Below are 18961 nucleotides of genomic sequence, written 5' to 3'. Positions count from 1 at the left end.
CCCCTCCAGGGATGGGAGCGGCACGTGCACGGCAGTGAAGACCAGGAGTTCCTCGCGCTGGAGCGGGAGCTGTCCGTCTTCCTCCGGCGGGCCCGGGCCTCCTCGGGCGAGATGGCCCGCGCCCTGCACCCGGAGCTGGAGCCCGCCGCGTACGGACTGCTCGTCCGTCTGGAGGCCGCCGGCCGCCAGCGGGCCACCGAGCTCGCCGCCTACTTCGGCGTCGGCAAGGCCACCATGAGCCGCCAGCTGCGCGCCCTGGAGGTGCTGGGCCTGGTCGCCCGCGAGCCGGACCCCGCCGACGGCCGCGCCTTCCTCGTCGGCCTCACGGACGAGGGCCGCAACCGGTTCCTGCGCGTACGGGGCGCCCGGCGCGAGCAGTACATGCGCAAACTGGCCGACTGGGACCGCGGCGAGGTCGCCGAGCTGGCCCGGCTGCTCAACCAGCTGAACTCCGGCGAGGAGTAGCCGCCGCCGGGGCGGGCGGCGCCTCCGGCCTCCGGACCCGGGCCCGCCGCCGCCCCGCACCCGGCGTCCCGGATGGGTGCCCGCCGCCCCGGGCCCGCCGCCCCGCGTCCGCTGACCCTCGGCCGGTGCCGCGTCAGAGCTCCGCGTACACCGCCGAGGCGTCGTCGTGCCGCTTGTGGCGGGCCGGCGGGCGCAGCGGGTCGGACTCGATGGCCCTCACCCGCCCGATCAGCCCCCGCGCCCCCTCCTCGCGCAGCACCTCCAGGCAGGCCGCCCAGTCGCCCTCTCCGAAGGTGTCCGTCCACCGGCTCGCCCCGTCCGTCAGCGCGGCCAGCGCCCCCACCCGCCCGCGCGGGGTGCGCCCCACGACGGCCCGGCCCGCCACCGAGGGGTCGGCGGCGGCCGTGAAGAAGCCGCCCTCGGCGTTGCGCAGGGCGTCCGTCGCCGCCACCGAGCCGCGCACCTCCGGCGGGATCCGGTCCAGCCGGTCGTCGCGGACCGCCGTGACCGCGCCGGCGGGGTCCCGCAGCAGCAGGACGGAGTCCGACAGCACCAGGTGCTCCACGCACGCCTCGTCCCAGCGCGCCACGACCACGGTCGCCTGTGGAGTGCGGACGTGAGAAAGGTCACAGGTGCCCCGATGGGCGTCGGCCGTGTCCCCGATGGCCCGCGCCAGGATCCGGTCGAGCGGCATGTCCCGTCGCGATCCGGACAGTTCGGTCAATCGACCGCCCAACCGGGTGGCGAACCAGGGCACTCCGTGCACACAGCCGTCCTCCCCGCGAGGCGGAGTGACCCCGTCCAGGACGACCACAACACCCCCTCCCGCCGCAGGTGTCGACGCCGACACCCAGTCCTCGTTGGGGCGTTCCGCACTGCCGGGGGCCGAAGCCAGGTCGATGCGCATGCGGACATTCTGCCCACCGGGGGCCCGTTGGGGCCGGTCAGGCGCATCAGGTACGGACCAAGGGCGGAAGGGGTGCCGCCGGTACGTGTGGGCGGGCATATTGCCAAAGCCCGCCTCGATCTTTCAACCACCCGTCCACGGAGGGCCCCTGGCACGCCGTGCCCGAGTTGGTCGGCCACTCCTCCGTGATGTTCACTCCTTCGAGTGGCCGGGTGGGCGATGTGCGGCTCTCCTCCCAACACACTGCGAAGGTCTGAGGCGGTACGAGGGGGCAGGAGGCGTTTACTTGTTGACCGGCCGTTACCTCGGCCACACGAGTAGACGAGCACGACCTCACGTACAGGATTGCGAGCACCGGTGCAGAAGAAGCGGTCTCGGAAGAACGGCACCGCCAGCGCCGACGGACCGGCCAACGCAGCACGACGCGTCCGCGTCCGCAGCAGGCTGGTCGTCGGAGTAGCAGTCGCCGGACTCACCGTCCTCGCGGCCGGCACCCCCGCCGTCGTCTCCGCCACCAGGGAACTGGACGACTCCCAGCGACTCGTCACCCTTGCCGAACAGACACAGCACGCCCTCACCCTCGTCCACCTCCTCGGCGACGAGCGCGACGCCGTCGTCGAGTACGCGGCCAAGGGACGGCCCGGCAACGCCAAGGCGACCGTCGACGAGCGCACCGCGCGCACCGACCGCCAGCTCGCCGAACTCCGCCCGGAGGCCGACGAGGACCTCGCCCGCGCCCTCGGACACATCAAGGCCGCCCGCGCCGAGGCCGTCGACGGCAAGGGCACCGCCGTGGCCGCCCAGCAGGCGTACGCCGGCGTCATCACCGAACTCCTCGCGCCCGGCGACCGGCTCGCCGAGCTCACCCCGCCGCGTGCCGAGGCCGCCCTCGCCGTCACCCGGCCCATGGCCCCGCTGGGCCAGGCCGTGGACCAGGCGTCCGCCACCCGCGGGCTGCTGCTCGCCTCGCTGGCCGTCCCCCGCGCCGAACAGGCCCCGGGCAACGCGGTCGCCGACGAGCTCAGCGCCGCCGCCCAGCGCTCCCGCGTCCGCGAACAGGCCGCCCTCGACGACTTCACGCGCGCCGCGCGCCCCGACGTACGCCAAACCCTCGCCGCCACCGTCACCGGCCCCGAGGTCAGGACCGCCGAGGACCAGCTCAAGCGGCTCACCGAGCGGCCCGCCCTGACCGCGGCCGAACGCAAGGCCACCGACCCCGGCGCCCTCGCCACCGCGCTGACCGCCCGCCTCGACCGGATGCGCTCCGTCGAGGCCACCCTCGCCGCGCAGCGGGCCACCGCCCTCGCCGCCCAGCGCGACGACGACGTCACCCGGCTGGAGCTGATGGTCGCCGGGCTCGGCGTCCTCTTCCTCTTCGTCATCGGCTTCTCCACCGGCGTCGCCCGCTCCCTGACCCGGCCGCTGTCCGTCCTGCGCCGCGGCGCCGAACGGCTCACCACGCCGGAGGGTTCCCAGGAGCCGGTGCGCTTCACCGGCCGCAACGACGAGTTCGCCGAGGTCGTCCGGCACCTCAACGCCGTCCGCGAGCAGACCGTCGCCCTCCACACCAAGATCGCCGGACTCGACGCCGACCGGCGCCGGCTCATCGGCCGCAACGAAGCCCTCTCCGCCGCCCGCGAGGCCCTGGAGAAGGAGACGGCCACCACCCGCAAGGCCCTGGAAGCGGAACTGGCGCAGCTGCGCGCCGGGCTCGAAGAGCACCGCCGCATCATGTCGACCACCTCGGTCTCGCTCTCGCTGCGCACCCTCGGCCTGGTCGAGCGCCAGCTCGCCGTGATCGAGGAGCTGGAGTCCAAGGAAGGCGACCCGGACCGGCTCGCCACCCTCTTCAAGCTCGACCACCTCGCCACGGTCATGCGCCGCCACAACGAGAACCTCCTGGTCCTCGCCGGCCAGGAGCACGGCCACGGCCAGAGCCTGCCGGTGCCGCTGGTCGACGTCATGCGGGCCGCCGTCAGCGAGATCGAGCGCTACGAACGCGTCGACCTGACGGCCCTGCCCTCCTACACGATGGTCGCCGGGCACGCCGCCGACGACATCTCCCACGTGGTCGCCGAACTCCTGGAGAACGCCACCACGTTCTCCCCGCCGGAAGCCAAGGTGAAGGTCTCCGGGCTGATCACCGACGCGGGTGACGTGGTGCTGTCCGTCGTCGACGAGGGCATCGGCGTCACCGGTGACCGGCTCGACGCCCTGAACTCCCGCCTCGCCACCCCGGAGGCGTACGACGAGGAGCCCGAGGCCGAACACGGCCTGGGCCTCGGCCTGTACGTCGCCGGACGGCTCGCCGCCCGCCACGGCGTCACCGCCGAGCTGCGCCCCGCCGCCCACGGCGGCACCGAGGCCGTCGTGGTCATCCCGGGCGCGCTGCTGCCGGACGCCCCGCCGGCCTCCCCGGTCCACAGCCTGGGCGCCTCGGGCATCCCGGCGTTCCAGCTGCCGGGCGTGATCGCCGAGGCCAACGAGCACACCCTCCCGCCCCGGCTGCGCCCGCCCACGGCGCCCGCCCCGGCCCCGGAGGAGACGGCCACGGGGCTCCCGCCCGCCGAAGCCTTCGAGGCGGAGACGGCGGAGGCGGTGGAGACGGCGGAGGCCGTCACCGCCGGGTACGAGGACGCCCCGGACCTGGTGACGGAGGCGTTCGGCGCCCCGGCCGCCCCGCGCGAGGCCGCCGACGCCGCGGACGGGGAACGGCCCGCCCGGGTCATACCGCTGGCCGAGGCGTTCGAGGACGCCCCGCCGCCCCCGTCCGACGAGGTCCTCCCGGCCGGGGCCGAGGCCACCGCGACCGACGCCACCGCGACCGTCCCCTCCGCGACCGACGCCTCAGGCACCGGGCCCGACGCCGCCGGGACGCCGGACGCCGGCGAACCCGTCGCCACCGCGCTCGGCACCCACGGGCCGGCCGCAGCCGAGTCCGGCGCCGAGACGCCCGCCGAGGAGTTGCCGGCACGGGTCGTGCCCGACGTGGCGGACGGGTTCGAGGACCTGCCGCCCGGCGACCAGGTGTTCACCGTGCCCGCCCCCACGGCGGAGGCGCCGGACGGGGGTGGTTCCGAGGAGGGACGGCTCCCGCGCGGCGAAGCCGACGGCGTGGCCGACGGCTTCGCGGTGGCCGACCCCGCACAGGGGGGCGCCGCCGGGGAACCGGCTACCGCTCCCGGTGGAGCCGTACAGCCGAAGGCAGGGCTGCCGCGCCGTGCGCGCACCGACGCCGACCAGGGCGGACACCGACGGGCCCCCGACGCGGAGGGCGGCTTCGTCCCCCGCCAGGGCAGCCACCCCGAGCCCGCCGGCGAGCCCGTCACCGCCAAGGGTCTCCCCAAGCGCACCCCGCGCGCCGTGGCCGCCCCCGGCGGCGGCGCCGGAGGTCCCGCCGCGGCCCGCCCCGAGCCGCGCCGGGTCGACGCCGAGGAACTGCGCCGCCGTCTCGGCGGGTTCTACCAGGGCGCCCAGGACGGGCGCCGGGTCGCCGCCGCCGAACTGGCGCAGGACCAGCGGCCGGCCCACGGGCAGGGACACACAGACCAGGGGGACACCGCACAGGAGGCACGCACATGACCGCGCCCAGTACGTACGGACTGAGCAGCCAGGCCCGCAACCTGCAGTGGCTGCTGACCGACCTGGTGGAGGAGGTGCCCGGGGTCAACTCCGTCGCGGTCGTGTCCTCGGACGGGCTGCTGCTGCTCTCCTCCGAGCCGGCGGCGGAGTCCGCCAGGGCGGCCGGCCGGCCCAAGGGCCCCCGCGGGGCCTCCGCCGACCTCGCCACCATCGTGTCCGGGCTCGGCAGCCTCACCACCGGCGCGGCCGCCCTCATGGAGTTCGGCGCGGTCAAGCAGACCATGGTGGCGATGGAGAACGGCTCCGTCTTCGTCATGTCCATCAGCGACGGCTCCCTGCTGGGCGTGCACGCCACGCCCGACTGCGACATGGGCGTCGTCGCCTACCACATGGCCCTCTTCGTCGGCCGCGCCGGCCACGTCCTGACCCCCGAAGTCCGCAGCGAGCTGCGCCAGTCGATGGAGAACACCCCGTGAGGAGTCCGGCCTCCGACCGGCTGCCGATACGCGGAGCCGGCCGCCGCCCCGCCCGCGTCCGCCCGTACTCCCTGACGGGCGGCCGCACCCGCTTCACGCAGGTGCTGCTGGTGGAGACGTTCGTCGCCACCCTGGACGCCGGACCGGCCAAGACGCCCGACCGGATGCCCGAGATGGGGGCCATCGTCGAGGTGTGCCGGCGGATGCGGACCATCGCCGAGATAGCGGCGCTGCTGAAGCTGCCGCTCGGCGTGGTCCGCGTCCTGGTCAGCGACCTCGCCGACCAGGGCCGGATCCGCGTCTACGGCACCGGGCACGGCACCGGCCGCCCCGACCGCGCGCTGCTGGAAAGGGTGCTCGATGGCCTTCGCCGTCTCTGAAGCCGCGTCCGGAACCGCGTCCGGGGCCGAGTCCGACGGCGTCGCGGTGCTGCTGGACGACGAACCCGTCCAGCCGTGGCAGTACGACCGCTCGCGCGCGCCCGTCGCCGTCAAGGTGCTGGTCGCGGGCGGATTCGGCGTCGGCAAGACCACCTTCGTGTCCTCCGTCTCCGAGATCACCCCGCTGCGCACCGAGGCGGTGATGACCCAGGCCAGCGTCCCCACCGACGACCTGACCGGGACCCCGGACAAGAGCACCACCACCGTCGCCATGGACTTCGGCCGCGTCACCCTCGCCGACGACCTCGTGCTGTACGTGTACGGGACGCCGGGCCAGGAGCGGTTCTGGTTCATGTGGGACGACCTGGTGCGCGGTGCGATCGGCGGCCTGGTCCTCGCCGACACCCGCCGGCTGCGCGACTGCTTCCCCGCCCTCGACTACTTCGAGAGCTGTGGGCTGCCGTACGCCGTCGCCGTCAACCACTTCGAGGGCTCGAAGTCCTACGAGCCGGAGGACGTGCGGGAGGCGCTCACGATCCCGCCGGAGGTCCCCGTCGTGATCATGGACGCGCGGCGCCGGGCCACGGTCGTCGAGTCCCTGCTGACCCTGGTCGGGCACGCCCTGGACACCACCCCGGAACAGTCCGGTACCGCACCGCTCTGATTGAGGACGTGAGATGCGCAGGATACTTGTCGTGGGGGCCGGGCAGTCCGGCCTCCAGCTCGCCCTCGGCCTCCAGGCGAAGGGCTACGAGGTCACCCTCATGTCCAACCGGACGGCGGACGAGATCCGCACCGGACGGGTCATGTCCACGCAGTGCATGTTCGACTCCGCGCTCCGGCACGAGCGCGACCTCCAGCTGAACTTCTGGGAGCGCCAGGCCCCCCGGATCCAGGGCCTCGGCGTCTCCGTCGCCGCACCCGACGGCGGCCGCGCCGTCGACTGGCTCGGGCGGCTCAAGGGCTACGCGCAGTCCGTGGACCAGCGCGTCAAGATGGCCGGCTGGCTCGACGTGTTCGTCCAGCGGGGCGGGCAGCTGGTCATCCACGGCGCGTCCGTCGCCGACCTGGACTACTTCTCGCACGCCTACGAGCTCGTGCTCGTCGCCGCCGGCAAGGGCGAGCTCGTCTCGATGTTCGGGCGGGACGCGGCACGCTCCCCGTACGACAGCCCCCAGCGGGCGCTGGCCGTCGCCTACGTCCACGGGCTCGCGCCGCGCCCCGAGCACCCGGACACCGACGCGGTGCGCTGCAACCTCGTCCCCGGTGTCGGCGAGCTGTTCGTCATGCCCACGCTGACGACCTCGGGCCGGGCGGACATCCTGTTCTGGGAAGGCGTCCCGGGCGGGCCGCTGGATGTCTTCCGGGGCGTCAACGACCCCGGCGAACACCTTGAGCTGACGCTGGAGCTCATGGAGAAGTACGTCCCGTGGGAGTACGCGCGCGCGACGAAGGTCGAGCTGACGGACGCGGGCGCCACCCTGTCGGGCCGTTACGCCCCGGTGGTGCGCAAGCCCGTCGGGCGGCTGCCCGGCGGCGGGCTGGTGCTGGGCGTGGCGGACGTGGTCGTCGCCAACGACCCCGTCACCGGGCAGGGGGCGAACGCGGCCGCGAAGTGCGCCGCCTCCTACCTGTCGTCGATCCTGATGCACGGCGACAAGCCGTTCGACGAGTCGTGGATGAAGGCCACCTTCGACCGGTACTGGTTCACCACCGGCAAGCCGGTCACCCAGTGGACCAACGCCATGCTGGGCACCCCGCCGGAGCACGTCCTCGGCCTGATCGGGGCGGCCGGGCGGTACCAGCGCGTGGCGGACCGGTTCGCCAACGGCTTCGACAACCCGGCCGACTTCGACGCGTACTTCTACGACGCCGAGGACACCGCCGACTACCTGGCCGAGGTCGCGGAGGCCGAGGGTTCCGTCTCGGCGTCGTAACCGGTGTCGTCCCCCGTCGCCGCCGCCTCGGGCAGGGGCGGCGGGGTGAAACGGGCGAGGGGGGTCCCGTCCGGATCGGGGCGGACCGCGCCCAGGAGCGGGTTCGCCGCGATGGGGGAGACCTTCACCCTGGCCCCGGGACGGGGCGCCTGGATCACCTTGCCGTCGCCGATGTAGAGGGCGACGTGGGTCGCCTTGGGGAAGTAGACCACCAGGTCCCCGGGGCGCAGCCGGTCCAGCGGCACCCGGGGCAGCCGCGCCCACTGCTCCTGGCTGGTCCGGGGGATGGACCGCCCGGCGTGCTCCCACGCCTGCGAGGTCAGCCCGGAGCAGTCGAAGGAGCCCGGCCCCTCGGCGCCCCACACGTACGGCTTGCCGAGCTGGGCGGCGGCGTAGCGGAGGGCGGCGTCGCCCGCGGCGGTGGGCGGGGTCGTACGGGCGGGCAGCCGGCCCGAGTCCACCAGCCGGCGCTGCGCCCCGGCGGTGACGGCCGCCTCCCGGGCGCCGAGCCCGGCGATCTCGGCGGGGGTCAGCCCGGCGAGCAGCCGCTCGACCTCCTTGAGCCGGCCGGTGACCTGCTTCTGCGCCTCCTTCTGCCGGGCCGCGAGGGTCTGCTGCGCGTCGAGGGCCTTGCGGGCGGCGTCGGCGAGCGCACCCGCCTGCTTGCGGTCCCGCTCCAGCCGGGCCACGACCCCGGCCCGCCGGGCTCCCTCGCGGGCGGCGAGGCGACGCTGGTCGAGGGCCTGCTGGGGGTCGCCGGAGAGCAGCATCCGCAGGTACGGGGAGAGCCCGCCGGCCCGGACCCCCTGGTACTGCTCCCGGGCGAGCCGCCCGGCGGTGGCCCGCTCGGCGTCCAGGGAGGACCGGGCCCTGCCGAGGGCGGACCCGAGCCGCTCCTGCTCCGCCTGACGGTCCTTCAGGGCGGCCTCGGCGGCGTTGTACGCCTCGGCGGCCTCCTCGGCCTGCTGGTACAAGCCCTGCAACCGCGTGAGCAACTCCCCGACGGGCTCGGCCCGGGCGGCGGGCGGAGGTCCGGCGGCGGCAACGACGACGGCGGCGAGACAGCCGAGACGGATCAGTCGTTGCAGTCGGTTTGTCATGTAATCACCTCCGCTGCCCGATGCTGCCACGCGGCGGCTTCCGGGCAGCGGACCCGGCCGGGCGGAGGGCGGGGCGCCACTCGGATGGGGGCCTGGGGAGGGGGGCTTGACGGGTCGGCCCGCCGCGGGAGGACGGTGAGGCCGGCGGGGGAGCCCCCCGACACGGCCCCGTCCGGCGGAGCCCCCCGCCCCCGCGATCGCGCCCCCCACGATCCTGACCGTTTCTGACGACTCCTCGGCAGACTATGGCATAACCGGACATAGGGGCGCCCGCCTTGCTACGTTGCCCGTATGCCCCCGCCCCCGCCCGCCCTCACGGCGCAGGTGACGGAGCCCGAGCCCGCTCCGCCGCCCGCCCCCGGCGCCCGCGTTCCCACGCGCCGGGGCATCGAGCTGACGCTCCTCGCCGGAGCCGTGCTGATCTCCGCGCTGGGCCACGCCTACGTCGGCCTCGCCGCCCGCGGGGTCCCCGGGGCCGCGCCGGGCGGCTCCACCCTCCACTACGCCGCCGGTCTGGCCGTCGCCGCGCTCCTCGCGCACCTCGCCGTACGCCTCCGGGCGCCCTACGCCGACCCGCTGCTGCTCCCCATCGCCGTCCTCCTCAACGGCCTCGGCCTCGTCCTCATCGAGCGACTCGACCTCGCCGCCCCGGGGGAGACCGGTGCGGGGGACCAGCTGGGGTGGTCGGGGCTGGGGGTGGGGCTGTTCGCGGTGGTCGTCGTCGGGCTGCGCGACCACCGCGTGCTCCAGCGGTACGCCTACCTCTCCGTCACCGCCGCCCTCGCGCTGATGCTCGTCCCCGTGTTCTTCCCGGCCGTCAACGGCGCCCACATCTGGATCCGCTTCGCCGGGCTGTCCTTCCAGCCGGGGGAGTTCGCCAAGATCCTGCTCGCCGTCTTCTTCGCCTCCTACCTCGCCGCCAACCGCACCGCCCTCGCCCTCACCGGCCGCCGGCTCCTGTGGCGCGTCCGCCTGCTGCCCGGCCGGGTCCTCGGACCCATCCTGACGATCTGGCTGCTCAGCGTCGGGGTCCTCGTCCTGGAACGGGACCTCGGCACCTCGCTCCTCTTCTTCGGCCTCTTCGTGATCATGCTGTTCACCGCCACCGGCCGCATCGGCTGGATCGCCGTCGGGCTGCTGCTGGCCGCGCTCGGGGCGTACGCCGTCGGGACCCTCGAACCGCATGTCCACAGCCGCGTCCAGGACTGGATGAATCCTTTCGCCTCCATCGAACGCGGCCAGGGCCCCGGCCAGCTCGCCCAGTCCCTCTTCGCCTTCGCCGCCGGGGGCCTGCTCGGCGCCGGCCTCGGCCACGGCCAGTCCTTCCTGATCGGTTTCGCCGCCAAGTCGGACTTCGTCCTCGCCACCGCGGGCGAGGAGCTCGGCCTCGTCGGCCTGACCGCCCTCCTGCTCCTCTACGGTCTGCTCGTCTCCGGCGGCTTCCGCGCCGGGCTCGCGCTCCGCGACCCCTTCGGGCGGCTGCTCGCCACCGGGCTGGCCTCGATCGTCGCGCTCCAGGTCTTCGTCATCGCCGGGGGCGTCACCGGCCTGATCCCGCTCACCGGCATGGCCATGCCCTTCCTGGCGCAGGGCGGCTCCTCCGTCGTCACCAACTGGATCATCGTCGCGCTGCTCGTGCGGCTCAGCGACAGCGCCCGCCGCGACGGGGCGGCCGGATGATCCGCTACATCCGCTGGTGCGCGTACTTCTGCGTCCTGCTCCTCGCCGCCCTGCTGGTCAACGTGGCCCGCGTACAGGTCTGGGAATCGGCCGCCTACGGGGCGAACCCGGCCAACAAGCGCCCCGCCGTCGCACGCTACGCGCAGCCCCGCGGGAACCTCCTGGTCGACGGGCGGCCCGTCACCGGCTCCCGGGACAGCGGTCAGCTGCTGCGCTACGAGCGCACCTACACCGACGGCCCGCTCTACGCGCCCGTCACCGGCTTCTCCTCCCAGACGTACGGGACCAGCTTCGCCGAGCGCGCCGAGGACGCCGTGCTGGCCGGCACCGACCCGGGGCTCTCCGCCTTCCCCCTCTGGTACGAGCTCTCGCGCGGCCGCCCCGACGGAGGCGACGCCCTGACGACCCTGCGCGCCTCCGTGCAGCGGGCCGCCTACCAGGGGCTCGGCGGCAAGCGGGGCGCGGCAGTGGCGCTGGAGCCGGCGACCGGACGGATCCTGGCCCTGGTCAGCAGCCCCTCGTACGACCCGGGCCTGCTCTCCGGCACCGGTACGGCGGTCAAGGCGGCCTGGGCGCGGCTGAACGCGGACCCCGCCAAGCCGATGCTCAACCGGGCGCTGCGCGAGACGTATCCGCCGGGCTCCACCTTCAAGATCGTGACGGCGGCAGCGGCCCTGGACGCGGGCGTGGTCACCGATGTGGACGCGCCCACCCGCACACCGGACCCGTACACCCTGCCGGGCACGGACACCGTGCTGCCGAACGCGGGCACGGGCTGCGAGGACGCCTCGATGGCGGAGGCGGTGCAGTGGTCGTGCAACACGGTCATGGCGGGGATCGGGGTGCGGGTGGGCCTGCGGGGGATGGTGGAGGCGGCGCAGCGGTTCGGGTTCAACGACGGGCAGCTGCGGGTGCCGTCGTGGGTGTCGCGGTCGGACTTCGACACCGACATGAGCCCGGACCAGCTGGCGCTGTCCTCGATCGGCCAGTTCAACACCAGGGCCACGCCGCTGCAGATGGCGATGGTGGCGGCGGCGGTGGCCAACGGCGGCGAGATCGAAACCCCCTACCTGGTGGACCGTACGACCCGCCGCGGCGGCGGGCTGCTCCGCCGCTCCGACCCGCGCACGCTGGGCCGGGCGATGAGCCCGCCCACGGCGCTGCGGATGCAGGAGCTGATGGTGAAGGTGGTGGAGGAGGGGACGGGCCGCAACGCGGCGATCCCGGGAGCGCGGGTCGGCGGCAAGACCGGCACCGCCCAGCACGGGGTCGGCAACGCGGGCACGCCGTACGCCTGGTTCATCGGCTGGGCGGCCGCACAGGGGGCTCCGCGGCCGGCGGTGGCGGTGGCGGTGGTGGTCGAGGACGCCTCGGCGGTACGGGGTGACATCAGCGGCAACGGCGCGGCGGCCCCGATCGCCCGCGCGATGATGCAGGCGGCCCTGACCCCCCGCTGAGCCCCGGGCCTCTCAGCCTTCCGCCCCCCCCTCAGCCCTCCGCCCTCCGCCCTCCGCCCTCTCAGCGTTCCATCCTTCCGTCCTCTCGGCCCTCCGCCCCCTCCCGGACGGTGGCTTCCACCTCCTCCACCCGGTCGCGCTCCTCGGCCGCGAAGCGCTCCCGGTCGAGGGCCTCGGCGATCTCCTCGTCCTGGCTCATCAGCAGGTCGAGGCTGGAGTCGCCCATCTCGAAGACCCCCATGTCCAGGTACGCCTTCTGCAGCCGCTCGCCCCACAGCCCGATGTCCTTCACGCACGGCACGATCCGGCTGAACAGCAGCCTGCGGAACAGGTGCAGGAACTCCGACTGCTCGGAGAACTCCTCCGCCTCCCGCCGCGGGACGCCGAAGTTCTCCAGCACCTCCACCCCGCGCAGCCGGTCCCGCATCAGGTAGCAGCCCTCGATGACGAACTCCTCGCGCTCGCGCAGCTCGGCGTCCGTCAGCTGCCGGTAGTAGTCGCGCAGGGCCATCCGCCCGAAGGCCACGTGGCGGGCCTCGTCCTGCATCACGTACGCGAGGATCTGCTTGGGCAGCGGTTTGTCCGTCGTGTCGCGGATCATCCCGAACGCGGCCAGCGCCAGCCCCTCGATGAGCACCTGCATGCCGAGGTACGGCATGTCCCAGCGCGAATCGCGCAGGGTGTCGCCGAGCAGCCCCTGGAGGCTGTCGTTGACGGGGTAGAGCATCCCGATCTTCTCGTGCAGGAAGCGCCCGAAGACCTCGGCGTGCCGGGCCTCGTCCATGGTCTGGGTGGCGGAGTAGAACTTGGCGTCCAGGTCCGGCACGGACTCCACGATGCGCGCCGCGCACACCATCGCGCCCTGCTCGCCGTGGAGGAACTGGCTGAAGTTCCAGGCGGCGTAGTGGCGGCGCAGGTCGCCCCTGTCCCGTTCGGTGAGCTTGGACCAGTGCCGGGTGCCGTAGAGGGTCAGCGCCTCGTCGGGGGTGCCCAGCGGGTCGTACGGGTCCACCTCGATGTCCCAGTCGACGCGCTTGGCGCCGTCCCACTGCTTGTCCTTGCCCTTCTGGTAGAGGGCGAGGAGGCGTTCGCGGCCCTCGTCGTACTCCCAGCTGAAGCGGGCCGAGCCGGTGGCGGGCACCTGCCAGACGTCCTCGCCCGGGGCCGTGGTGTAGAGCTCGTGCGTCGACACTGACGCCTCCTCGTCTCAGGGTGCTGCCGTGCTGCCGTACGTCCGCACTTCCTTGCGGTACCGGACAGTTGGCAGCGTCACACGTTGGTAGACACGGGGTCAACAAGTCGTGCGCGGGGGATTGACGACCTTGCTGACAAGCAGTCTTATAAGACGTGACCCCAGACGTGACCCCTGGTAACCCGAACGCCGAGGTGCCCCGAGCCATGACGACCGTGACACAGCGAGCCGCGCTGAGGGACGCCCTCGGCCTCCTCAAGGACCGCGAGCAGATCGCCGAGCGCCTTCTCGAATCCTCCGCCAAGCACTCCTTCGACCCCGACAAGGAACTCGACTGGCAGGCCCCGCCCGTCGACGGCAAGTACTACTGGCCGCCGGAGCTGCTCTCCCTCTACGACACCCCGCTGTGGAAGAAGATGGGCGAGGAGCAGCGCATCGAACTCTCCCGCCACGAGGCCGCGTCCCTGGCCTCGCTCGGCATCTGGTTCGAGATCATCCTCATGCAGCTCCTCGTCCGGCACATCTACGACAAGCCGCTGACCAGCAACCACGTCCGCTACGCCCTCACCGAGATCGCCGACGAGTGCCGGCACTCGATGATGTTCGCCCGCATGATCCAGACGGGTGGAGCCCCCGCCTACCCGGTCACCCGCGCCCACCACAACCTCGCGCGCGTCCTCAAGACCGTCTCGACCACCCCCGGCTCCTTCGCCTGCACCCTCCTCGGCGAGGAGATCCTCGACTGGATGCAGCGCCTGACCTTCCCCGACGAGCGCATCCAGCCCCTCGTGCGCGGAGTGACCCGCATCCACGTCGTCGAGGAGGCCCGGCACGTCCGCTACGCCCGCGAGGAACTGCGCCGCCAGATGCTGACCGCCCCGCTCTGGGAGCGCGAACTGACCCGGATCAGCTGCGGCGAGGCCGCCCGCGTGTTCTCCCGGGCCTTCGTCAACCCGGCCGTCTACGACAACGTCGGCCTCGACCGGCGCGAGGCCGTCGCCCAGGTCAGGGCCAGCGGCCACCGCCGCGAGGTCATGCAGGCCGGAGCCAAGCGGCTCACCGACTTCCTCGACGACATCGGCGTCCTGCGCGGAGCCGGCCGCCGCCTCTGGAAGAGCTCCGGCCTCCTCGCGTAACGCCCCGCGCGCCGCACCGTACGTCTACGCTGCGGACATGACCGTACGCGCCTACCGCAGACTGAGCGTCGAGGAGCGGCGAGCCCAACTCCTCGACGCCGCCCTGTCGCTGTTCGCGCACCGGGCGCCGGAGGACGTCTCCCTCGACGAGGTCGCGGAGGCCGCGGGCGTCTCGCGGCCGCTGGTCTACCGCTACTTCCCCGGCGGCAAACAGCAGCTGTACGAGGCCGCCCTGCGCTCCGCCGCGGACGTCCTCGAACTGTGCTTCGCCGAACCCCAGGCCGGGCCGCTCACCGGACGGCTCTCCCGGGTCCTCGACCGCTATCTGGCCTTCGTCGACGAACACGACGCCGGCTTCGCCGCCCTCCTCCAGGGCGGCAGCGTCGTCGGCACCTCCCGCACCACCGCCACCGTGGACGGCATCCGCCGCGCGGCCGCCGAACAGATCCTCCTCCACCTCGACGTCCCGGCCCCCGGGCCCGGGCCGCGGCTGAGGATGATGGTCCGCACCTGGATCACCGCGGTCGAGGGGGCCTCCCTGATCTGGCTGGACGAGGGCAAGCAGCCGGAGGCCGCCACCCTGCGCGACTGGCTGGTCGACCAGTTCATCGCCCTCCTGACCGCCACCGCCGCCACCGACCCCGAAACGGCCACCGCCGCCCGCGCCGCCCTCGCCCTGGAACGCCCCGACGGCCCGGCCTCACTCCTCGTCCGGCGCGTGATCCCCGTGGTCTCCGAGGCCGCCCACCTCCTGTGACACTGGTGGGGTGAAGAGCGAACCGACCCCCTTCGAGGGCGGCCCGATGGACGGCCGGGTCCTGCCGATCCTCCTCGGCCCGACGGGACACCCGTCGAAGTGGTACGAGATCCCGGTCCCGGCGGCCGACGGGGGGCCGCCGACGGTCCTGCTGTACGAGAGGGTGCCGTCGGGCCACACGAAGCGGCTGGGGCTCCAGAAGGGCTGGAAGTACACGTACCGCGGGACGGGCGAGAAGCCGAGACTCCGCTGGCCCTGGACGAAGCCGCAGCCTCCCGGCGCCTGACCCGGCCGCGGCCCCGGACCCGCTGCTCAGGCGTCCGTACGCCCCCGCCGCAGCATGGCGAAGCCCAGGCCGGCCGCGCCGACGGCCGCGATGCCGCCGCCCGCGGCGAGCAGCAGCACCCCGCCGCCCGGGCCGTCGGCCAGGGTGTTCAGCCGCAGCGCCTCGGTGGCGCCGAGGGTGCGGTGGGCCCCGGCGGCGGCCGGCACCACCTGGCCGGCCCCGTGGCGGATCGCCGTCTTGTGGCCGTCGCCGGCCAGCGCGTGCGAGCCGTCCCGCGCGGGGGTCTCGCCGACCCAGGAGGAGAGCCGCCCGTCCGGCCGGAGCGCCGCGTGCAGCTCCCCGGCCGCGCCCGTGCCGGTGGCCCCGTCGCGGCTGGTCAGCGTCGCCACCGTGGCACCGGCGCGCACGATCTCCGCCTGGTACGCGTCCTTCGCGAGCCGGTACACCTTGGCGGTCGAGCGCCCGTCCGCGAGGGAGAGGCTGCTGACGAGGGTCCGTTGCGCACCGGCGGCGGCCGGAAGCCCGTCGGCGAGCGCGGCGGCGGTGGGCAGCGCCAGCAGGGCCGCGGCGCAGGCGGTCACGGCGGTGGCGCGAACGAGGGTGCGGCGGCTGGCGGTGTCCACGGGGGAGTCCTTCGACGGCGGCAGTACGGGCAGGTCTCCTCCAACGTAGGGGCGGGCTGTTGCGGTGGGGCACTGGCCTTGTAACAGGAAGGCAGCAGCGGGCCGACGGAGCTGTTACATGTCCGAGGGATTGCCGGCCGCGGCGGCGCCTGCTGACATGGACGGTGGGGGTGAGGCGGATGCGCGGACTCACGGTGCACGCGAGCGGCCGGGCCGGCCGCGGCCGGCTCTACGTCAACGGACCGGACGGCCGAACGGTGGCCTGGTACGACCGGCAGACCAACCGGATCAACATCCTGCCGACGGGGTCGACGGGGTCGACGGGGTCGACGGGGTCGACGGGGTCGACGGGGTCGACGGGGTCGGCGGGGTCGGCCGGCTCGCCCGGCTTGGCCAGGTCGGCCGGCGCGTCTCGCTCGGACGGCTCGGGCCGCTCGGCCAGGTCGGCCAAGTCGGGCGGACCAGCGAGCGTGAGCGGGTCGGCCGCCTCAGCCAGTTCGCCCGGCTCGACCGGGTCGGCGAGCTCGGGCGGCTCGGCGGCCTCGGCCGGGTTGTCGAGTTCGGGTGGGTCGGCCGTCTCGGCCAGGTCGGACAGTTCGGTGGCCTCGGCCGGGTTGTCGAGTTCGGGTGGGTCGGCCGTCTCGGCCAGGTCGGACAGTTCGGTGGCCTCGGCCGGGTTGTCGAGCTCGGGTGGGTCGGCCGTCTCGGCCAGGTCGGACAGTTCGGTGATCTCTGCCGGGTCGGCGAGTTCGGGCGGGTCCGCCGCCTCGGGCAGTTCGGGCAGTTCGGTGGCCTCGGCCGGGTCGGCAAGCTCGGGCGGGTCGGCCGGCTTGGTGGCCTCGGCCGGGTTGTCGAGCCCGGACAGATCGGCCGTCTCGGCCAGTTCGGCGGCCGCAGCAAGGTCGGCGAGCTCGGCCAGCTCGGCCGCCCCGGCCAGTTCGGCGGGCTCGGCTCGCTCGGACGGCTCGGGCGATTCCACCGGCTCAGGCGGCTTGGCCGACTGGACCGGTTCCACCGGTTCCACTGCCTCGGCAGGCTCGGACGGCCTGCGCAAGGCCGTAATAGCCGCGCTCCGCCCGTACTTGAGCGGGGAATGGACCATCGGCCCACCCCCCGTCCCCACCCCGGCCGAACTGCGCCGCCTGCACCTTCCGCCGGACCTGGACCTGGCCCCGAACCGCCCCGGTGAGACCCTGCTCGGCGAACTCGCGTACGGCAACGGCGGCACGCCGGGCGGCAGCAGGACCCGGCACCGCATACGCCGGCACCTCCTGGCGCTCCAGCGCACGGGCGCGGAACTCGACCTCCTGGAGGCCGGCGACTGGCGGGCCGTGCACGACATCCCCCTGCCGGGGCTCGGCCCGCTGGACCACCTGCTCATCGGGCCACCAGGGGTCTTCGCCCTCCGCACCGTCCCGGCCCGCCGCCAGCGGGCCCAGGCCGGCGACCTCCTCCTCACGGTGGGCCGCACACCCACCCCCGACCCGCGCTGGATCCGCCGCGCGGCGGCCCGCGCCTCCCGCGTCCTGGCGTCACCGGTCACCCCGGCCCTGGTCCTCGTGGACGCCTCCCGCGTAGAGGTGGCACCCACCCTCAGGGACGTCCTCGTCCTCCAGCCGCCGACACTGGCGGCCACCCTCAGCGCCGTCCCGGCGACCCTCAAACTCCCGGACGTCGAAGCCCTGTTCACCCAGGCCCGCACGGCAACGACCTGGACGGTCCAGCCGTAGAGGCCCTCCGACGGCGACCCGGACCGTGCCCCTCCGAGAGCCGCCCGGGCGGGAGGCCCCCGACGGCCCAGCCGGGCCGGACGCTTCCTCCCGCCGCTTCGGGGCCGCACGCTCCGGCGGCCCACCCAGGGCCGGCCGCCCCGCCCCTCAGGCCGAACTCCGCTTGCGCGGCGTCGCCTTCTTCGCCGTCCCCGCTCCGGCGGCGGTCTTCTTCGCGGACGCCGACGAGGCGGTCTTGGAGCCCGAAGCGGCCTTCTTCGTGGCCGACTTGCCGGCCGCCGTCTTCGAAGTGGACTTCGCCGACGCCGTCTTCTTCGCGGCGGCCCCGCCGGATCTGCTCCGGGAGCCCGACGCCGTCGACTTCTTGCCGCCCACCGCCTTGGGAGCGGCCGCCGCCGACTTCCGCCGGATCGGCGTGACCTCGGCCTCCGCCGCGGAGCCCTCGACGGCGTCCCCGGCCGCTTCCCCGCCCCGCGAGGCCCGGGCCGCCCGCACGCTCTTCTCCAGCGCCGCCATCAGGTCGATCACCTGCCCGCCGGCCGGCTCCACCACCGCCTCCGACGGCTCGAACGCACCGCCCGCCTTCGCCGCGATCATCGCCTCCACGCCCTCGCGGTACTCGTCCCGCAGGGAGGAGATGTCCACCTCGCCCAGCGTCGCCATCAGCGCGTCCGCCAGGTCCAGCTCCGCGTCCCGCACAGTGACCGACGCCTCCGGCGCCACGCCCTCCGCTGCCCTGATCTCGTCCGGCCACAGCAGCCCGTGCATGGCGATGACGTCGTCGACGACCCGCAGCATCCCCAGCCGCTCCCGCCCCCGCAGGGCGAACTTCGCGATGGCCACCTTCCGGCTCCGCTTCAGCGCCTCCCGCAGCAGCGTGTACGGCTTCGCCGCCGTGGCCCCGTTCGCCTGCAAGTAGTACGCGGAGTCCATCTGCAGCGGATCGATCTCGTCGGCCGGCACGAACGACACGATCTCGATCGTCTTCGCCGTGGCGATGGGCAGCTGGGCCAGGTCCTCGTCCGTGATCGGCACGATCGACCCGTCCGCCTCCTCGTAGCCCTTCCCGATCTCGTCCGACGAGACCTCTTCCCCGTCCAGCTCGCACACCTTGCGGTAGCGGACGCGTCCGCCGTCCGTCACGTGGATCTGGCGGAAGGAGATGGAGTGGCTCTCGGTGGCGTTCACGAGCTTGATCGGGATGCTGACCAGGCCGAAGGAGATCGCCCCGTTCCAAATGGATCGCACGGTTC

The 18961-nt window shown here is 74.2% G+C and carries 18 protein-coding genes; 12 read left to right on the top strand and 6 right to left on the bottom strand.

Annotated elements, in window-relative coordinates; genetic code table 11:
- The first annotated feature begins 24 nt into the window (after positions 1-24).
- The gene (locus ABZ716_RS01840) at positions 25-465 is read left to right on the top strand and encodes a MarR family transcriptional regulator (protein WP_351879214.1); all 441 of its coding nucleotides are present in this window, start codon (positions 25-27) and stop codon (positions 463-465) included.
- Between the two features lie 133 nt (positions 466-598).
- Here the strand turns inward: ABZ716_RS01840 and ABZ716_RS01835 are convergent, their stop codons facing one another.
- Positions 599-1372: a hypothetical protein gene (locus ABZ716_RS01835; RefSeq protein ID WP_358955705.1), complete on the bottom strand. Its 774-nt coding sequence runs from the start codon at positions 1370-1372 to the stop codon at positions 599-601.
- Positions 1373-1729: 357 nt separating this feature from the next.
- Between ABZ716_RS01835 and ABZ716_RS01830 the strand changes: the two genes are divergently transcribed.
- From ABZ716_RS01830 to ABZ716_RS01810, 5 genes are read left to right on the top strand one after another with little or no spacing between them, the layout of a single operon-like run.
- On the top strand, positions 1730-4954 hold the full coding sequence (locus ABZ716_RS01830) for a nitrate- and nitrite sensing domain-containing protein (protein WP_358955702.1): 3225 nt from the start codon (positions 1730-1732) through the stop codon (positions 4952-4954).
- Entirely contained in the window at positions 4951-5430 is a 480-nt protein-coding gene (locus ABZ716_RS01825; protein ID WP_358812519.1) for a roadblock/LC7 domain-containing protein, read from the top strand. Before ABZ716_RS01830 ends, ABZ716_RS01825 begins: the two co-directional genes overlap by 4 nt.
- Positions 5427-5810: a DUF742 domain-containing protein gene (locus ABZ716_RS01820; RefSeq protein WP_351879203.1), complete on the top strand. Its 384-nt coding sequence runs from the start codon at positions 5427-5429 to the stop codon at positions 5808-5810. The genes ABZ716_RS01825 and ABZ716_RS01820 overlap by 4 nt, the downstream gene beginning before the upstream one ends.
- The gene (locus ABZ716_RS01815) at positions 5791-6474 is read left to right on the top strand and encodes an ATP/GTP-binding protein (protein WP_358812518.1); all 684 of its coding nucleotides are present in this window, start codon (positions 5791-5793) and stop codon (positions 6472-6474) included. Before ABZ716_RS01820 ends, ABZ716_RS01815 begins: the two co-directional genes overlap by 20 nt.
- Positions 6475-6487: 13 nt before the next feature.
- Positions 6488-7747 (top strand): styrene monooxygenase/indole monooxygenase family protein, encoded by a 1260-nt coding sequence (locus ABZ716_RS01810; protein ID WP_358955699.1) that lies wholly within the window; start codon positions 6488-6490, stop codon positions 7745-7747.
- Here ABZ716_RS01810 and ABZ716_RS01805 read toward each other — a convergent pair.
- Positions 7699-8847: an NlpC/P60 family protein gene (locus tag ABZ716_RS01805; RefSeq protein WP_358812516.1), complete on the bottom strand. Its 1149-nt coding sequence runs from the start codon at positions 8845-8847 to the stop codon at positions 7699-7701. The genes ABZ716_RS01810 and ABZ716_RS01805 overlap by 49 nt on opposite strands.
- A 291-nt stretch (positions 8848-9138) precedes the next feature.
- Between ABZ716_RS01805 and ABZ716_RS01800 the strand changes: the two genes are divergently transcribed.
- Both ABZ716_RS01800 and ABZ716_RS01795 read left to right on the top strand, forming a co-directional pair.
- Positions 9139-10527 carry an FtsW/RodA/SpoVE family cell cycle protein gene (locus tag ABZ716_RS01800; RefSeq protein ID WP_358955696.1) on the top strand — a complete coding sequence of 463 codons (1389 nt, stop codon included), beginning with the start codon at positions 9139-9141 and terminating at the stop codon, positions 10525-10527.
- On the top strand, positions 10524-11984 hold the full coding sequence (locus ABZ716_RS01795; RefSeq protein ID WP_358955693.1) for a penicillin-binding transpeptidase domain-containing protein: 1461 nt from the start codon (positions 10524-10526) through the stop codon (positions 11982-11984). Before ABZ716_RS01800 ends, ABZ716_RS01795 begins: the two co-directional genes overlap by 4 nt.
- A gap of 61 nt (positions 11985-12045) precedes the next feature.
- Here the strand turns inward: ABZ716_RS01795 and ABZ716_RS01790 are convergent, their stop codons facing one another.
- Positions 12046-13176: a ferritin-like domain-containing protein gene (locus ABZ716_RS01790; RefSeq protein ID WP_358955690.1), complete on the bottom strand. Its 1131-nt coding sequence runs from the start codon at positions 13174-13176 to the stop codon at positions 12046-12048.
- 206 nt (positions 13177-13382) lie between these two features.
- On the opposite strand from ABZ716_RS01790, the gene ABZ716_RS01785 reads away from it, so the two are divergent.
- From ABZ716_RS01785 to ABZ716_RS01775, 3 genes are read left to right on the top strand one after another with little or no spacing between them, the layout of a single operon-like run.
- A complete protein-coding gene (locus ABZ716_RS01785) occupies positions 13383-14312 on the top strand; it encodes a diiron oxygenase (protein WP_351879183.1) in 930 nt (309 codons plus the stop codon).
- A 37-nt stretch (positions 14313-14349) separates the two neighbouring features.
- A complete protein-coding gene (locus ABZ716_RS01780; RefSeq protein ID WP_358955687.1) occupies positions 14350-15069 on the top strand; it encodes a helix-turn-helix domain-containing protein in 720 nt (239 codons plus the stop codon).
- Between the two features lie 10 nt (positions 15070-15079).
- Positions 15080-15355 (top strand): hypothetical protein, encoded by a 276-nt coding sequence (locus ABZ716_RS01775; protein ID WP_358812512.1) that lies wholly within the window; start codon positions 15080-15082, stop codon positions 15353-15355.
- A 26-nt stretch (positions 15356-15381) separates the two neighbouring features.
- On the opposite strand, the gene ABZ716_RS01770 is transcribed toward ABZ716_RS01775, so the two are convergent.
- Positions 15382-15978: a hypothetical protein gene (locus tag ABZ716_RS01770; RefSeq protein WP_358955684.1), complete on the bottom strand. Its 597-nt coding sequence runs from the start codon at positions 15976-15978 to the stop codon at positions 15382-15384.
- 229 nt (positions 15979-16207) lie between these two features.
- Entirely contained in the window at positions 16208-16957 is a 750-nt protein-coding gene (locus ABZ716_RS01765; protein ID WP_358955681.1) for a hypothetical protein, read from the bottom strand.
- A 103-nt stretch (positions 16958-17060) separates the two neighbouring features.
- Between ABZ716_RS01765 and ABZ716_RS01760 the strand changes: the two genes are divergently transcribed.
- Positions 17061-17708 carry a nuclease-related domain-containing protein gene (locus ABZ716_RS01760; protein WP_358955678.1) on the top strand — a complete coding sequence of 216 codons (648 nt, stop codon included), beginning with the start codon at positions 17061-17063 and terminating at the stop codon, positions 17706-17708.
- Between the two features lie 147 nt (positions 17709-17855).
- Here the strand turns inward: ABZ716_RS01760 and ABZ716_RS01755 are convergent, their stop codons facing one another.
- Positions 17856-18956 (bottom strand): Ku protein, encoded by a 1101-nt coding sequence (locus tag ABZ716_RS01755; RefSeq protein WP_358955675.1) that lies wholly within the window; start codon positions 18954-18956, stop codon positions 17856-17858.
- Positions 18957-18961 lie beyond the last annotated feature (5 nt).

Source organism: Streptomyces sp. NPDC006687 (assembly GCF_040636215.1).
Classification (GTDB): Bacteria; Actinomycetota; Actinomycetes; order Streptomycetales; family Streptomycetaceae; genus Streptomyces.
This window is presented reverse-complemented; position numbering and strand designations above follow the sequence as displayed.

Coding starts and splice junctions, on each gene's coding strand:
- ABZ716_RS01835 (WP_358955705.1), bottom strand. CDS start 1,372: ATGCGCATCGACCTGGCTTCGGCCCCCGGCAGTGCGGAACGCCCCAAC.
- ABZ716_RS01825 (WP_358812519.1), top strand. CDS start 4,951: ATGACCGCGCCCAGTACGTACGGACTGAGCAGCCAGGCCCGCAACCTG.
- ABZ716_RS01815 (WP_358812518.1), top strand. CDS start 5,791: ATGGCCTTCGCCGTCTCTGAAGCCGCGTCCGGAACCGCGTCCGGGGCC.
- ABZ716_RS01810 (WP_358955699.1), top strand. CDS start 6,488: ATGCGCAGGATACTTGTCGTGGGGGCCGGGCAGTCCGGCCTCCAGCTC.
- ABZ716_RS01805 (WP_358812516.1), bottom strand. CDS start 8,847: ATGACAAACCGACTGCAACGACTGATCCGTCTCGGCTGTCTCGCCGCC.
- ABZ716_RS01800 (WP_358955696.1), top strand. CDS start 9,139: ATGCCCCCGCCCCCGCCCGCCCTCACGGCGCAGGTGACGGAGCCCGAG.
- ABZ716_RS01795 (WP_358955693.1), top strand. CDS start 10,524: ATGATCCGCTACATCCGCTGGTGCGCGTACTTCTGCGTCCTGCTCCTC.
- ABZ716_RS01785 (WP_351879183.1), top strand. CDS start 13,383: ATGACGACCGTGACACAGCGAGCCGCGCTGAGGGACGCCCTCGGCCTC.
- ABZ716_RS01780 (WP_358955687.1), top strand. CDS start 14,350: ATGACCGTACGCGCCTACCGCAGACTGAGCGTCGAGGAGCGGCGAGCC.